The sequence below is a fragment of the Planctomycetota bacterium genome (assembly GCA_016125255.1).
In the GTDB taxonomy this organism is placed as follows: Bacteria; Planctomycetota; Phycisphaerae; order Phycisphaerales; family Zrk34; genus RI-421.
Map to the genome: position 1 here is coordinate 84,636 of WGMD01000009.1, position 13,941 is coordinate 98,576.

Below are 13,941 nucleotides of genomic sequence, written 5' to 3' on the forward strand. Positions count from 1 at the left end.
GGCGGTAATCAGTAGTACGGAAAAGAGGCCTTGTGCGTCAACCGGAGGCGGTTTGTGAGTGTGGATGGCGCAAAATGTCTGATGCAGAGCGTTTAGAAGGACAATCCAACCCCGGTCAGCCGATTGATGCCCGCCGCGCGGAGCTTTTTGTGGAGCGGATCGCCGCTTCGCAGAAGGTGCTCGTGGGGTACATCCGCACGCTGGTCATGGACGTCGACGACGCCGACGACATTCTTCAGGAGACGAATGTCGTGCTCTGGCGTCGGGCGGGCGAATATGACCCGTCGATGAAGTTCACGACGTGGGCGTGCGGCGTGGCCAAGCGTCAGGTGCTCGCATGGGCGCGCGACCGGGGGCGCGATCGGCACCTGTTCCTCGATGCAGCCCTGCTCGATGACCTGGCTGAGCGGGCGACGGCGCAGGCGGACCTGGGCGAAGCCCGCGCCGCGGCGCTGCGCCTGTGCCTGGCCAAGCTCACCGATCACCAGCGCCAACTCATCCGCCAGCGATACCACCCGCAGGGCTCGGTGCAGCGCATGGCCGAACTGAGCGGGCGTTCGACCAACGCGCTGTCCGTCGCGCTCAACCGCATCCGCCGCAAACTTCAGGAATGCATCACGCACACCATGGGGAGCGCCGGCGGATGAGCCATGCCGCGTCGCCACATCCCGATCGCTTCGAGTCGCTGCTGGCGGCCCTGATCGACCGCACACTCGATGCCGCCGGTCGGACGAACCTGACGGCGATGCTGCGCGACGATCCGGCGAAGCGCGATGCGTACGTCGCGCTGATGCAGCTTGATGCGCTGCTCGAATGGGAGCATGCCGACGGACACGCTGCGTCATCCGCGCGCTCGCGGACAATCATGTCGCAACGTCAATGGCGCCCGCTGCGCGGTCTCGCCGCGGCGGCGGGGGTGCTGCTGGCGGTCGGCGTGTTCGTCTACATGCAGCGCCCCGTACCGATCGCCCGGCTGACGCGCGCGACCGCGTCGATCACGCAGCGCGACGCCGCTCTGGCCGTCGGCGATGACCTTTACGCCGGGTATGTGCATCTGCCGGAGGGACAGGCGGAAATCGCCTTCGCCAGCGGGGCGATCGTGACGCTGATCGGACCGTGCGATCTGGACCTGCGCGATCCGCGGGCGGCGCGTCTTTCGCAAGGGCATCTGTCCGTGCACGTGCCGCATCAGGCGGCGGGTTTCGCCATCGAAACGCCCGCCGCCCGCTGCGTCGATCTGGGCACGCGGTTCAACGTCGATGTGACTCCGACGGGCGCGACGCAAGTGCGCGTCTGGGAGGGCCGGGTCCGCGTGCATCCGCATGATGTGTCGGGGACGGTGATGGAATTGACCGCGATGGATGCGGTGCTCGTGCGCGAGGGTCAGGTGCGGCAGTGGAGTCTGGCCGATCCGAGCGCGGAGGAGCCGCAGGAACTGTTGCGCGATCCGGGCTTCGAAGGTCCGGGCGACGCCAGGGGCTGGGCCGGCTTCAACGATCACGTTCGCCGCACCACTGATCACGTCCGCACCGGCAAGTCCGCGCTTCTGTTCACCAGCGGCGGGGGCGTGGTGACGGCATGGCAGAGCGTCGACGTGCATTCGCTCGCCGGCTCGATGGCGATCTTCGAGGCCTACGCCCGGCATGACGCCGACGACCCGCTCGCCGCCGACTCCGCGCAGTCGCTTTCCGTCCGCATCCGCTTCTTCGCCGAGTCACGGGCGCACGCCGTCGGCCGCAACGTCGAGTTCACGCTGCTTTCGCCCAAGGACGCCGCCGACGACTATCGCTGGACGCGCGACGTCTTCGACATTCCGCCCGGCGCTCAGGAAATGCTCATCTCGCTCATCTATCGCGACGGCGGCAAATCCACCGGCCGCGCGTATCTCGACGACCTGTCGATCAAACCTGCACAGTCCACCGAATCCCTGCAAAGGAGCAATGGATCATGAAAAGAGCCGCTTTCATCCTCGTTCTCGTCGCCGCATCGCTGGTGAATCGACAAGCCGACGCGGACATCGTCACCATCAACACCGACTCGACCGGCGGGTGGGTCCGTGCCGCGGCCAACTTCGGCAACACCAATCACATCGTCGGATTCTCCACCGGCTCCGTCAATTACAACGGCATCATGTTCTTCCAGCTCCCGACGCTCGCGCCCACTGAGTTTGTGAACAAGGGTGTCCTGAGTTTCCCCGTCAGCAACACCGGCACGCTCTCGGGCGCCAACGCCGACATCTGGTCCCTCGGACTTCAGACCACGCCGACGCGCTCCAACACCCAGTTCATCGAATCCAACACCGACGGCGTCTCCGGGCACGCCAAGCTCGTCGACAACTTCATCGCCTCCGGCGTCTTCGTCACCGGCACGCCTACGACCACGACCGCACAAAGCATCAGCATCGGCTCCTACATCAAGAACCTCTACGACACGCTCGGCTACGCCAACGTCGCCGGCAAATATCTCGTCATCCGTGTCAACACCGACGCCTCCGGCGATCACGGCGGCTTCCGTTTCAACGCCCCCAGCGCCGGCAATCCCGTCAAGCTGACGCTGACCATCGTGCCCGCGCCCGCCGCGCTGCCCGCCGGCGTGGCGCTGTTGGCGCTGGTGACGCTCCGACGCAAATGACATGCACCCGTGTCCATCGCGCGCATCATTTAGCGGCGGGGCTTGCCCCGCGCGGTCGGCGCATTGAGCCGCGCGGGGCAAGCCCCGCCGCTAAATGCGCCAACCGCCGCGCGTTCACCCTGATCGAACTCCTCGTTGTCGTCGCGATCATCGCGTTGTTGATCGCGATTCTGCTTCCGTCGCTGGCCCGCGCTCGTGCCGTGGCGCGCATCATCACGTGCGCCGCCAACGAAAAGACCCTCCATCTGGCCATGACCTTCTACTGCGGCGACAACAAAAACTACTACACCTACGCGTATCAGGCGTTTCCGACGGAGAACGCGCCGTGGTCGCCGGTCGGCGGCAGTCTCATTTCGTATGACGATCTGCTGGGCGGATACGGTTATGACGGGCGACGCCTCGGGCGCGCCGGCATGCTCGAACGCTGGCTGCGCGACGGGCTGCCCAAGGAACCCTACGTTCAGAAGTACAACGCCATCTACCGCTGCCCCGAGTACAAGGGCGCCGACGCCTTCCGCCGATGCTACGGGATCAACGGCGGACAATGGGGCACGACCAATCCGCCCGTCGGCATTGCGTCGGCGCAGCACTCCGTGCGCCTCACCGATGTCCCGCTGCCGCATGCCACGATCGAGATCGGCGAGTCCGATGTCGACAAGCTCGGCTCGAACCTGCGCGGAGCCGTAGTGACGAGTCCGTACAACCAGGTCGGTATGGGCGTCGTCGGATGGGGCCCCAGCGCGCCGTGGCATGACGACTTCAAAAAATGGAATTACCTCTTCTGCGACGGTCACGTCGATCTGATGCTCCCGGCCGACACGGTCGGCTCCGGTTGGGTCGGCGGCCCGCCGCGCGATGACGATGGCGCCAAGGGGATGTGGACCCGCGACGCCGACGACTGATCTTCCCGCCTTTTTGCGAGCTTTTCCATGCAAAACGTGATGCGCAAGAACGTCCTGCTATGCCTTTTCATTCTGATCGCGCTCGTGGTGTTTTCGATGCGGGCGCACGGCCAAGTGACGCTCTCGCCGGTGTTCGCCTCGAACATGGTGCTTCAGCAGGGCAAGCCGATTCATCTTTGGGGCCGCGCCGCGGCGGACGAAGCGATCGACCTGACGCTGGGCGATGCGCATGCGACCGCGCGCGCCGATCGCGACGGGCGCTGGGCCGCCGAACTGCCTGCGATGAACGCCTCGAAGAAGCCCATGACGCTGACAGTCGCGGCGTCCAATCGCATCACGCTCTCGAATGTCCTCGTCGGTGAAGTGTGGGTCATGGCCGGTGGGGCGGACATGAAGCGCGATCTGCGCTTTGAAAATGACAGCGACAAGCTGGCGGCGCTCGTCGGTGAATCACCGATTCGAATCTATGATGCTTCGCCCGCCGTTGCTGACGAACCGAAGGATCAACTGGCGGGGGAATGGAAAGCGGTCAACGCCGGCGCGGCCCGGTTGCTCAGCGCTGAAGCGATGCTCTTCGCACAACGGCTTGGCGCAGCGCTCGACGCGCCCGTCGGCGTCATCGTCCTCGCCGCGCCGTTCCCCGGCTCGCCGATCGAAGCATGGATCAGTCACCCGGCGCTCGAAGCTGCGCCCGCCGCCAAGCCGATTCTCCAGTTCTATGCCGACGGCGGATGGAACAAGAAGGCGGACGAAGCTTATCAGCAGAAGCTTGATGAATGGATGAAGATCCGTCAGTCGCTCCCGCTCGATCCGCCGCCCAAGCCCGAGCCGGGCAAGCGCATCGACGATCGTCACCTGCGGCCCGCCGGCGTGTACAACGCCCTGATCGCGCCGCTGGCCGGGCTCGCCTTCCGCGGCGTCGTCTTCGATCATGGCGACAACGAACAGAGCGTCATGCACGGCGTGCAGGAAAGCCGCCTGCTCCCCGTGCTGATCGCCGATTGGCGCCGCGCCTTCGCCAATGAGGCGATGACCTTCGCCCTCGTCGAACTTCGCCCCGAGCGCTTCGGCAAGTTCGATGACCGCTGCGGGGCGGAGCTGCGCGAAGGCCAGTCAATGGCGGAGCGTGAGCTATCGCATGTGTTCGTCGCCAACACGGTCGACCTGCCCGGCAAAACCCCGGCGATCGCGCTCGCCGATCGACTCGCCCGCATCGCGCTCTTCGATGCATATCAGCGCACCGACACCGACCCCGTCGGCCCGCGCCTCGCGTCCGTGAAGGTCGATGGCGCGACAACGACGCTCTCATTCACGCACACCGGCGGGGGCCTCGTCTTCGATGCCGACAAGCCGCGCGACATCGCGCTGGCGAGTTCGATGTATCGGTGGGTCTGGGCGGATGTGAAGATCGACGGCGACACGCTCATCGTCACCGCGCCCGGCGTCGACAAGCCCGAGGGCGTGCGCTACGCCTATCAGGATCTGCCCGATCGCCGGCCGACGCTGATGGGCAAAAACGGCCTGCCCGCCGCACCTTTCCGCACGGACACGCATCCGACCTACACCGGTTCGATCACCGCGCCCGACACCGTCGACCGTTACTTCACGCGCAAGGCCCTCTACATCGAAAACCCCCGCCTGCCGCGCGTGCTCATCATCGGCGACTCCATCAGCGGCGGGTACCACGAACCGCTGCGCACGCTGCTCAAGGACGAAGCCAATGTGATCGGCGAGGCCGACGGCAAGGGATGGCGCAGCATGGGCCCGCGCTGCTACACGACGACCGGCTCGCTCGCCAACGATCAACTCAAGTATTTCCTCGCCAGCCGCGAGCACTTTGACGTGATCACCTTCAACATGGGCATCCACGAATTCGCCGCCGCGCAGCCCGGCTCCGAAGCCGCCTACGCCAAGCGCCTCGAACAGGTGCTCGCCGTGTTCGATCAGTACGGCACCAAACCCATCTGGGTCGCCAGCACCGGCACGATCAGCGACAACCTCATCCCGCGCTTCCCGCTGTACCTTTCCAACGCCCAGCGCTACAACGCCGCGGCGGCGAAGCTGATGGAATCGCACCATGTCCCGATCGCCGACCTCTACGCCCTGACGCAGCCGCATGTGAAGGAATGGATCAACGAGGATCACATTCACTTCAATGACGAGGCGAAACAGGCGATGGCGCAGCTTCTTGCCGAGAGGATTCGCGAAGCGCTGAAACGCTGATGTGTGTTGATGGATAAAGCCCGGGGACGGCCGTCCCCGGGCTTTATGGTGTAGATCATTTCTTCGCGGCCTGCTCGGCGTTTTTGAGCATGGTCAGGGCGGCCTGGCGGTCGGGGGTGTCGGGGGCGTGGTGAAGGATGGTGACGGGCAGGAGCAGGTCGCCGACGCCGAGGGCGGCGGTGGTCATGCATTCGTACTCGCCGGGTTTGGGGGCTTTGTCGGTGACCATGAAGTAGTAGCCGACCATGTGCGGGCCTTTGAGTTCCATGATTTGGACGTCCTTCTCCTTCGCGCCGGGCAGGAAGTGGGCTTTGAGTTTTTCGACCATGGCCTTGAGGGACGCGGGGGAGTTGAAGTCGGGATTGCCATTGAAGTCGGGGACGATGGAGATGAGGACCTTGAAGTCCTTGCCGGCGGGGTCGGAGAATTCGACGGTCGGGCCGACGGGCAGCCCGGGCGGCGCGGGACGGATGGCTTGTTTCCACGTCTTGGGCGGCGCGAGCTTGAGCGAGCCGTGGTTGGGCACTTCGTATTCCTTGACGCCCTCGTCGGCCGCCAGGGCGATCGCGGCGAAGAAGCAGAACATCACGATGAACCATCGCCGGGCAAGACGTCGCATGGGTGTCCCTTTCGGAAGATGGATGTGCGGGCGGGACCATGATACTCGACGCTTGTGCCCGTTCGTCAAGGGCGCGGGAACCGGCGTCGCCTCGGGGCGTCCTTATCGATATGAGCACGCACCGGCGGGACAAGCTGATCTGGGCGGTTTCGTTCGTGACGGTGATCGGGGCCTATCTGTTTTTCAAGGACGCGGAATACAACGGGCGGGCGACGCTGTATTACGTGTGCAATGCGCTGGGTCTGCGGGAGGCGGCGCTTTACGAAGCGAAGAAGGTGCGGGCGTGTGTGCCTCGCCCGAAAGGGAAGTGCCTGACTTGCAATCTGGAGATTCAGCGTGAGGAAATTTCAGTCTGGGCGCAACGCATCCAGCGGCTTGAAGCGGAGGCGGATGAATCCTCACGCTGATCGGCGCGGCGCATAAAAAAACCGCCGGCCCATGCGGGAGCCGGCGGCGGTGTGTCAACTGGAATGCGAAGCTCAGGCCTCGGCTTCTTCGGTTTCCTCGGCCTGGTGCTTGGCGTCTTCTTCGGCCATGAGGTTCTCGGCGGGCTTGTCGGAGACGACCCATAGCTTGACTTCGGTCTTGAGGTCGCGCTCGATCTGGACGGGGATCATGTAGGAATCGAGGCGCTTGATCTGGTCGCCGATGCGGATGTCGCGGTCGGTGATGGCGAAGCCCTCTTCCTGGAGCGCGACGGCGATGTCGTGCTGCGAGACGGAGCCGTAGAGAATGCCGTCTTCGTTGGCGGCGCGCATGAGGGAGATCTCGAAGCCCTCGAGCTTGGCGAGGAGAGCTTCGCGCTGGGCGCGCTGCTCGCGCATCTGCTTCTCGACCTCGGCGCGGCGGGCTTCGACCTTCTTCATGTTGCCGGGCGTGGGGCTGGTCGCGAGGTTGTGCGGGAGGAGATAGTTGCGGGCGTAGCCGGCCCGGACGTTGACGACGTCGCCGACGATGCCGAGGTTGTCGATGTTTTCGGTGAGCAGGAGCTTGACGTTCTTCTTCGTGGACATGATGTCCTCCAATCGGGTTGGGAGTTAGACGCCGGGGACCACGCTGGCCGGGGCGTCATCATGGGGAGTGCGGAGTGTAGAGTTCGGAGTGCGGAATTTCCAGTTTAGCGACGCCGCTTGCGGCGTGATTGTATTCACGTTTTCAGAACGGGATGTCATCGCCGCCCATGTCGGGTTCGGGCATGGGAGGACCGCCGGAACCGCCGCCGGACCCCCCGCCGGAGCGGGAGTAGGAGCGGCCGCCGCCGGAACTGCCGCCCGAGTCGCCGCTTCCGGGAGCGCCGCCTTCGCGGGAGTCGCAGAACTGGAAGTTTTCGATGACGACGGTGTGTTTGGAGCGGTTGCCGCCGTCCTTGTCCTGCCAGCGGTCGAGCTTGAGGCGGCCTTCGATGAAGATGGGTCGGCCCTTCTTGAAGTACTGGTTGAGCACTTCCGCGGTGCGGCCGAACGCGGTGCAGTCGACGAAGAGGACTTCCTCGCCCATCTCGCCGTCCTGCCGCTTGAACTTGCGGTTGCACGCCAGACCGAACTCGGCGACGGGCGTGTTGGAAGGCAGATATTTGAGCTCGGGGTCGCGCGTCAGGTTGCCCATCAGGAGGATTTTGTTGTAACTGCCAGCCATTGGTCGTTTCCTTTTATCTATTGGCGTCTTGGTAGGGCGGGCACGATTGTAAACGATCACCGCTCAAGCCGACGTCGGCTTACTCGGCTTCTTCTTCCGACTCGGTGTCGGTATCGACGTCCGAATCGCTGGCATCGCTGTCGTCGTCATCGCTGGCGGCGGCGGGCTGCGGGTTGGACGCTTCGAGGGCGATGGCGTCGCGCGTGACGTTCTGCGCGTCGGTGAAGATCTGCATCTCGGTTTCGCCCAGATGTTCGCCGCGGATGATCAGGCAGCGCAGGACGGTTTCGGACAGATTCACGTCGCGCTCGATGTGCGCGACCTGCGACGGGTCGGCGTTGAAGTGAGCGAGGATGAACAGGCCGCGCTTCTGCCCCTCGATCTTGTAGGCCAGTTTGCGATCGTCCCACTTGCTCATCGAAACCACCTCAGCGTGTGCGCGCTTGAGGATTTCGGCGATGATCTCGGTGGCCTTGCCCACGCTCGAATTGATCGCGGCGGGGTTGAGCAGGAACATGCCTTCGTACATGCGGGTCTTGGCGGTCTTGGTCTGCGTAGCCATGGGTTGCTCCAGTCGTTGAATGTGTGCTGTCTTAGTTGGGGGTGTTGAGTTTGGGGTTGTAACGGTTCATCGCCGTGGCGAGGTCCGACGCGAGGAAACATTCCACGGCATCGGCGGCGGTTTCGACGCCTTTTGCGAGCGGCTCGGCCTGCTCGGCGGTGAAAGCGCCGAGCACGTAGTCGTGCATCGCGATGCGCTGGCCATTGATGAACGGCTCGCCGATGCCCAGTCGCAGTCGCGGGTAGGCGATCGTGCCCAGCGCCCGCTCGATGTCGGCCAGCCCGTTGTGCCCGCCCGATCCGCCGCTTTTGCGGACGCGGACCGCGCCGATGGGCAGGGCCAGATCATCGACGACGATGAGCAGGTCCGTGTCCCGATCGGCCTTGTAGAACGACAGGGCCTCGCCGACGGCCAGACCACTGCGGTTCATGTAAGTGAGCGGCTGCATGAGCATGACACGTTCGTTTCCAATGCGGCCTTCGATGCAGGCGGCGTGAAACTTTTCCTTGGGTGCGTCCATTCCGTGACGCACCGCCAATCGCTCCACGACCATGAAGCCGGCGTTGTGCCGGGTGTTGCGGTACTGAGCGCCCGGGTTGCCGAGTCCGACGATCAGTTTCATGGTCCGCGCGGGCTCCGTGTTCAAGCGGCCCGCCGTTGAGCGAGGCCGCTTGCGGCCTGTTTATTTCTTGCCTTCCGCAGCCGGGGGCGCTTCTTCCTTGCGCTCGGTGAGGACGATCGGCTCGGTCGGGGCGCCTTCGGTCGGCGCGGCTTCGGTCTCCTCAGCCGCCAGCGAGATCGACACGACGACCGCGTCGGCGTCGACTTCCGTCCGCACGCCTTCGGGCAGCTTCAGGTCGCCGACCGTGATCGCATCGTCGACGTTCATCGCGCTGATGTCGACGTAGATCGCATCGGGAATCGAGTCGGCGCGGCAGATGACCTCCAGGTCCACGATCGGCTGCTCGAGCACCGCGTTAGCCGCCTTGGCGCCGGGGCTCTTGTCTTCGCCCTTGAGCTCGATCGGCACCGACACTTCGACCTCTTCCGAGAGATCGACGCGCGTCAGGTCGACGTGGATGATGTTCGTGCCGAGATAGTCGTACTGCACATCCTTGATGAGGCAGGTCTGCGCCTTGCCGTCGGCGTCAAGGTCCAAAAGGTGAGCGCCTTCATGCAGCGAGTGCAGGAAGGACTCAGCTTCGAGGGCCACGTGGTCCGGGTCCTGTCCGTGGCCGTAGACGACGGCGGGGAGCTGGCCGGTGGCGCGAAGGCGGGCGGCGTACTTGGAGCCGAGGCGATCGCGGGGCGTGGCTTTGAGTTTGGGGCGTTCGTGGGACATGGGTGGATCTCCGAGTTTGTTGGCTGTTTATCTTTTGCCGGCCGTGCCCGGACGGAACAGGGCGCTGACCGACTGGTGGTGGTGAATGCGGTGGATCGCCTGCGCCAGAAGATTCGAGACCGAGAGCACGACGAGCTTGTCGGCGATCTTCTCGCAGCGCTGTCCGCAGGGGATGGTGTCGGACACGATGATTTTGCTGATGGGCGCGTCCTGAAGCCGTTCCATCGCCAGACCCACGAGCACCGGGTGCGTCGCGGTGACGATGACGTCCTTGGCGCCCTGATTCATGACGAGCTTGGCGGCTTCGCAGACGGTGCCGGCGGTCGAGATCATGTCGTCGAACATGAGGACGGTCTTGCCTTTGACTTCGCCGATGATGTTTGAGGAGACGACTTCGGAGCCGGACTTGCGGCGTTTGTCGATGATGGCCAGGTCGCCGCCGAGGAGGTTGGCGTACATGTTGGCCGTCTTGACGTTGCCGACGTCGGGGCTGACCACGACGGTGTCGCCCAGGTCCTTGCGGATCGACTGGATGTATTCGACGAAGACGGGGACGGCCAGCAGATGATCGACGGGGATGTCGAAGAAGCCCTGAATCTGCGCGGCGTGCAGGTCGATGGCGAGCACGCGGTTCGCTCCCGCCGCCGTGATCAGGTTCGCCACGAGCTTGGCCGTGATCGGCGTGCGGCCCTCGTCTTTTCGGTCCTGCCGGGCGTAGCCGAAGTAGGGGATCACCGCCGTGATGCGCTGCGCCGAAGCGCGGCGGAGGCAGTCGATGTAGATGAGCAGTTCCATCAGATGGGCGTTCACCGGATGGTGCGTCGACTGAATCACAAAGCAGTCGCGCCCGCGCACGTCCTCTTCGAGCTTCACGATGATCTCCCCGTCCGGGAACATCTCCGTGTGCCCCTGTCCAAGCGGCACATCGAGGTTGCGGCAGATCGCCTCGGACAGATCACGGCTGGCGCGGCCGCAGAAGACCTTGATATCGTTGGCGTCGGCCCGACTCATCGACTGACCTCCAGTCCGAGACGCTGACGCAGGATCGCGTCCACCTCGGCGAGCTGCTGGGGCGTGTTAATGCTCAAAACATCCCGCGGCGGCACCGCGTCGATCACCTCGACACGCTCAGAGTCCGCCACAAAAATCCCCAGAATATCCGTCAGGTAGTACTCGCCCTTGGCGTTCTTGTTGTCGATGCGCGAAAGGGCATCGAACAAGGCGTCCGCCCGGACGCAGTAGTAGCTCGGGTTGATCTCGTGAATCTGACGCTCCGCCTCGGTGGCGTCCTTGTGCTCGACGATGCGCTCGAATCGGCCGGCCGCGTCGCGCACGATGCGCCCGTAGCCGGTCGGGTCGTCGATGACGGAAGTCGCGAGCGTGGCGACAGCGCGGGTCGCGCGATGACGCTCGAGCATCGTGTGCAGCGTCGCCGCCTCGATCAGCGGGCCGTCGCCGCAGAGAATCAGCACATCATAGTTGCGATCATTCTTCGGAAAGCACGGTTCGGCCATCATGACCGCGTGACCCGTGCCAAGCTGCTGCGTCTGCTCCACGAACAGGCAGCGCTCGCGGTCCGACAGGGCGGAACGGACGCGGTCGGCCTGATGTCCGACGATGATGATCTGACGCTGTGAATCGACCGCCTCGCACGCGTCGATGACCCACTCGACCATCGGCCTCGCCGCCACCGGGTGCAACACCTTGGCGATGTCGCTGCCCATGCGCGTGCCCCTGCCGGCGGCGAGGATGATCGCCTGCACGGGACGTTGAGGTTGTTGGCAGTCGTCAGTCATGCGTACAGTCGCTCGCGATTCAAGTGGCGATATTGCGAAGGGGTGATGTGGCGATATCGAGCCGATCGTCGCCGCTTCACCATTTCACCACATCACGACTTCACCATATGTCCAAGCAAGCCCGCCTGGACTCGAACCAGGAATGCCAGGACCAAAACCTGGTGTGTTACCAATTACACCACGGGCTTGGGTTGTCGGCTTTTGGGTTGGAGAGGGCACGAGCCCGATCCGCGCCGGTCGCCTCGATCGTCAATCGCGGCGTCCGTCGATCAGGCCCGTCATCGAGAAGGGCGCGACACGAACGATTCCGCGGCTCGTTTCACCGGAGCGGGACTGGCCACTTGTGCCGCAGGCCTGCCCATAACCGCGCCTCGCCATCGGCTCGTCACGGTCGGCTCCCTCGTGGGAAACGGTCCGTAAGTGTAGCATCCGGTCCGACCCGGTCAAGCTGGAGAATCCGGGAGAAATGACCAATGACCAAGCACCAATGACCAAGGGACTGTTCAAAGGCACAATGTCAAAATCAAAGGCCGCAGGCCGTTCCTTCCTTGGTCATTGGGATTTGGGCATTGGTCATTGCCCTGCGATTTGGTGCTTGATCATTGGTCATTTCTCCCCGCCGGCGGCTTGACAGTGCGCCGAAACCGGCTAAACTTTGCGATTCTCCCCAGCAGACCCTTTTAGGTGGATCATGGAACGACAGACTTATTTCGCCAAGCCCGGTGAAGTGGAACAGCGCTGGCTCATGGTGGACGCGGAGGGCAAGGTCCTCGGGCGTCTGGCCGCCAAGCTCGCGACGATTTTGCAGGGCAAGAACAAGCCCCAGTACACCGCTCATTGCGACGTGGGCGACTTCGTCGTTGTGCTCAACGCCGAGAAGATCGTTCTGACCGGCCGCAAGGCGGAGCAGAACTTCCATCAGACCTACAGCCGCTACCCCGGCGGGCAGAAGTCGATGAGCTTCGGCGAAATGCGCACCAAGCATCCCGAGCGTCTTTTGGAGCTGGCCGTCCGCCGCATGCTGCCCAAGGGGCACATGGGCGTGAAGATGCTCACCAAGCTCAAGATCTACGCCGGTACGGATCATCCGCACCAGGCCCAGGCCCCGCAGGCGGTCGAACTCTAAGGACTCCATCGCCTCAGCGGGCCGATGCGGCCGGCGGGCTTCATGCAAAGGTATCCAGATGACTCAGACTCAAACGCTTCCGCAAACGACTGAACCCAAGGCGGCCGACAAGCCGAAATTCGGCTTCTGGTGGGGCACCGGCCGACGCAAGTCCGCCATCGCCCGCGTCCGCGTCCGTCCCGGCTCCGGCAAGTTCCTCATCAACGACCGTGAAGTCGACAACTACTTCTCCGAAATTCAGCACCGCACCGACGCCCAGGCCCCGCTGACCGCCACCAACACCGCCGGCAAGATCGACGTCTTCGTCAGCGTCTCCGGCGGCGGCATCACCGGCCAGGCCGGCGCCATCCTGCTCGGCCTCGCCCGCGCCCTCTCCAGCTACGACCCCACGCTGGAGCAGACCTTCCGCGACAACGGCTACATGACCCGCGACGCCCGCGAAGTCGAACGCAAGAAGTACGGCCAGGCCGGCGCCCGCCGTCGATTCCAGTTCTCCAAGCGCTAAATCCGCTTCCCATCTTCATCTTCCCACCGGCCGCCCGCGCGGCCGGTTATTTTTTTTGGGCGTATAATTCTCCAATCCCCTGGAGCAATGACAGTGACGACAAAACAGAAGTTCCAGCAAGTCATCGATCAACTGCCTGACAACGCGACGGCGCGTCAGATCGTGGAGGCGATCGCGATTCGGCTGGAGCTTGACGAAGGCATTCGGCAGATCGAAGCCGGCGAGTCGTTGACGATGGCGGACTTTGAGAGGGAGTTCGCCCAGTGGCTCAAGTAGTCTTCTCCATGCGGGCGTGGAGAACCTTCGTCAGATCGCGGCCTTCATCGCGCAAGATTCACCCGAAAATGCCGCCCATTTCGTTCAACGGATTCGCGAGCGGGCGATCGAGGTGGGAAGATTCCCGAACAGCGGTCGTGTGATTCCTGAAATCGGCGATCCGATGATGCGCGAGGTTTTTGTCGGTTCCTATCGGATCATGTACCAAGTCCACGAATCGAGCGTTCGGATTCTTCGTATCCGACATGGGGCCCGGGATTCGCATCAATAAAAAAACCGGCTTGCCTCACAAGCCGGTTTTACGGGCGCGGGTTTTGCCTCACG

The 13,941-nt window shown here is 63.9% G+C and carries 18 protein-coding genes and 1 tRNA gene; 10 read left to right on the forward strand and 9 right to left on the reverse strand.

Annotated elements, in window-relative coordinates; all coding sequences use genetic code 11:
* The first annotated feature begins 74 nt into the window (after positions 1-74).
* Genes GC162_09080 through GC162_09100 form a run of 5 tightly spaced genes read left to right on the forward strand, consistent with a single transcriptional unit; the run spans position 75 to position 5,756 of the window.
* Positions 75-647, forward strand: a complete 573-nt coding sequence (locus tag GC162_09080) for a sigma-70 family RNA polymerase sigma factor (protein MBI1368790.1) — start codon at positions 75-77, stop codon at positions 645-647.
* A complete protein-coding gene (locus GC162_09085; protein ID MBI1368791.1) occupies positions 611-1,951 on the forward strand; it encodes a hypothetical protein in 1,341 nt (446 codons plus the stop codon). Before GC162_09080 ends, GC162_09085 begins: the two co-directional genes overlap by 37 nt.
* Positions 1,948-2,631, forward strand: coding sequence for a hypothetical protein (locus tag GC162_09090; GenBank protein MBI1368792.1), 684 nt, complete (start codon positions 1,948-1,950; stop codon positions 2,629-2,631). The genes GC162_09085 and GC162_09090 overlap by 4 nt, the downstream gene beginning before the upstream one ends.
* Entirely contained in the window at positions 2,628-3,533 is a 906-nt protein-coding gene (locus tag GC162_09095) for a prepilin-type N-terminal cleavage/methylation domain-containing protein (protein ID MBI1368793.1), read from the forward strand. The genes GC162_09090 and GC162_09095 overlap by 4 nt, the downstream gene beginning before the upstream one ends.
* Before the next feature lie 27 nt (positions 3,534-3,560).
* A complete protein-coding gene (locus tag GC162_09100) occupies positions 3,561-5,756 on the forward strand; it encodes a hypothetical protein (GenBank protein ID MBI1368794.1) in 2,196 nt (731 codons plus the stop codon).
* A gap of 55 nt (positions 5,757-5,811) precedes the next feature.
* Here the strand turns inward: GC162_09100 and GC162_09105 are convergent, their stop codons facing one another.
* A complete protein-coding gene (locus GC162_09105) occupies positions 5,812-6,375 on the reverse strand; it encodes a hypothetical protein (protein MBI1368795.1) in 564 nt (187 codons plus the stop codon).
* 110 nt (positions 6,376-6,485) lie between these two features.
* On the opposite strand from GC162_09105, the gene GC162_09110 reads away from it, so the two are divergent.
* Complete coding sequence (locus GC162_09110; protein ID MBI1368796.1) at positions 6,486-6,782, forward strand: hypothetical protein; 297 nt, start codon at positions 6,486-6,488, stop codon at positions 6,780-6,782.
* Positions 6,783-6,854: 72 nt separating this feature from the next.
* On the opposite strand, the gene rplI is transcribed toward GC162_09110, so the two are convergent.
* The 8 genes from rplI to GC162_09150 all read right to left on the reverse strand — a co-directional run bounded on the left by rplI (position 6,855) and on the right by GC162_09150 (position 11,898).
* Complete coding sequence (rplI, locus tag GC162_09115) at positions 6,855-7,388, reverse strand: 50S ribosomal protein L9 (GenBank protein ID MBI1368797.1); 534 nt, start codon at positions 7,386-7,388, stop codon at positions 6,855-6,857.
* 142 nt (positions 7,389-7,530) lie between these two features.
* The gene (gene ssb, locus GC162_09120) at positions 7,531-8,010 is read right to left on the reverse strand and encodes a single-stranded DNA-binding protein (protein MBI1368798.1); all 480 of its coding nucleotides are present in this window, start codon (positions 8,008-8,010) and stop codon (positions 7,531-7,533) included.
* A 79-nt stretch (positions 8,011-8,089) separates the two neighbouring features.
* On the reverse strand, positions 8,090-8,572 hold the full coding sequence (rpsF, locus tag GC162_09125) for a 30S ribosomal protein S6 (protein ID MBI1368799.1): 483 nt from the start codon (positions 8,570-8,572) through the stop codon (positions 8,090-8,092).
* A 31-nt stretch (positions 8,573-8,603) separates the two neighbouring features.
* Positions 8,604-9,194, reverse strand: coding sequence for an aminoacyl-tRNA hydrolase (locus GC162_09130; GenBank protein ID MBI1368800.1), 591 nt, complete (start codon positions 9,192-9,194; stop codon positions 8,604-8,606).
* A 60-nt stretch (positions 9,195-9,254) separates the two neighbouring features.
* A complete protein-coding gene (locus GC162_09135; GenBank protein ID MBI1368801.1) occupies positions 9,255-9,914 on the reverse strand; it encodes a 50S ribosomal protein L25 in 660 nt (219 codons plus the stop codon).
* 27 nt (positions 9,915-9,941) lie between these two features.
* Complete coding sequence (gene prs, locus GC162_09140) at positions 9,942-10,925, reverse strand: ribose-phosphate diphosphokinase (protein MBI1368802.1); 984 nt, start codon at positions 10,923-10,925, stop codon at positions 9,942-9,944.
* Positions 10,922-11,710 carry an NTP transferase domain-containing protein gene (locus GC162_09145; GenBank protein MBI1368803.1) on the reverse strand — a complete coding sequence of 263 codons (789 nt, stop codon included), beginning with the start codon at positions 11,708-11,710 and terminating at the stop codon, positions 10,922-10,924. The genes prs and GC162_09145 overlap by 4 nt, the downstream gene beginning before the upstream one ends.
* Before the next feature lie 116 nt (positions 11,711-11,826).
* Positions 11,827-11,898 (reverse strand) — tRNA-Gln (locus GC162_09150).
* A 503-nt stretch (positions 11,899-12,401) separates the two neighbouring features.
* On the opposite strand from GC162_09150, the gene rplM reads away from it, so the two are divergent.
* The 4 genes from rplM to GC162_09170 all read left to right on the forward strand — a co-directional run bounded on the left by rplM (position 12,402) and on the right by GC162_09170 (position 13,888).
* Entirely contained in the window at positions 12,402-12,836 is a 435-nt protein-coding gene (gene rplM, locus GC162_09155) for a 50S ribosomal protein L13 (GenBank protein MBI1368804.1), read from the forward strand.
* Between the two features lie 58 nt (positions 12,837-12,894).
* A complete protein-coding gene (gene rpsI / locus GC162_09160) occupies positions 12,895-13,341 on the forward strand; it encodes a 30S ribosomal protein S9 (protein MBI1368805.1) in 447 nt (148 codons plus the stop codon).
* A gap of 87 nt (positions 13,342-13,428) precedes the next feature.
* Positions 13,429-13,617, forward strand: a complete 189-nt coding sequence (locus tag GC162_09165) for a hypothetical protein (protein MBI1368806.1) — start codon at positions 13,429-13,431, stop codon at positions 13,615-13,617.
* The gene (locus GC162_09170) at positions 13,586-13,888 is read left to right on the forward strand and encodes a type II toxin-antitoxin system RelE/ParE family toxin (GenBank protein MBI1368807.1); all 303 of its coding nucleotides are present in this window, start codon (positions 13,586-13,588) and stop codon (positions 13,886-13,888) included. The genes GC162_09165 and GC162_09170 overlap by 32 nt, the downstream gene beginning before the upstream one ends.
* Positions 13,889-13,941 lie beyond the last annotated feature (53 nt).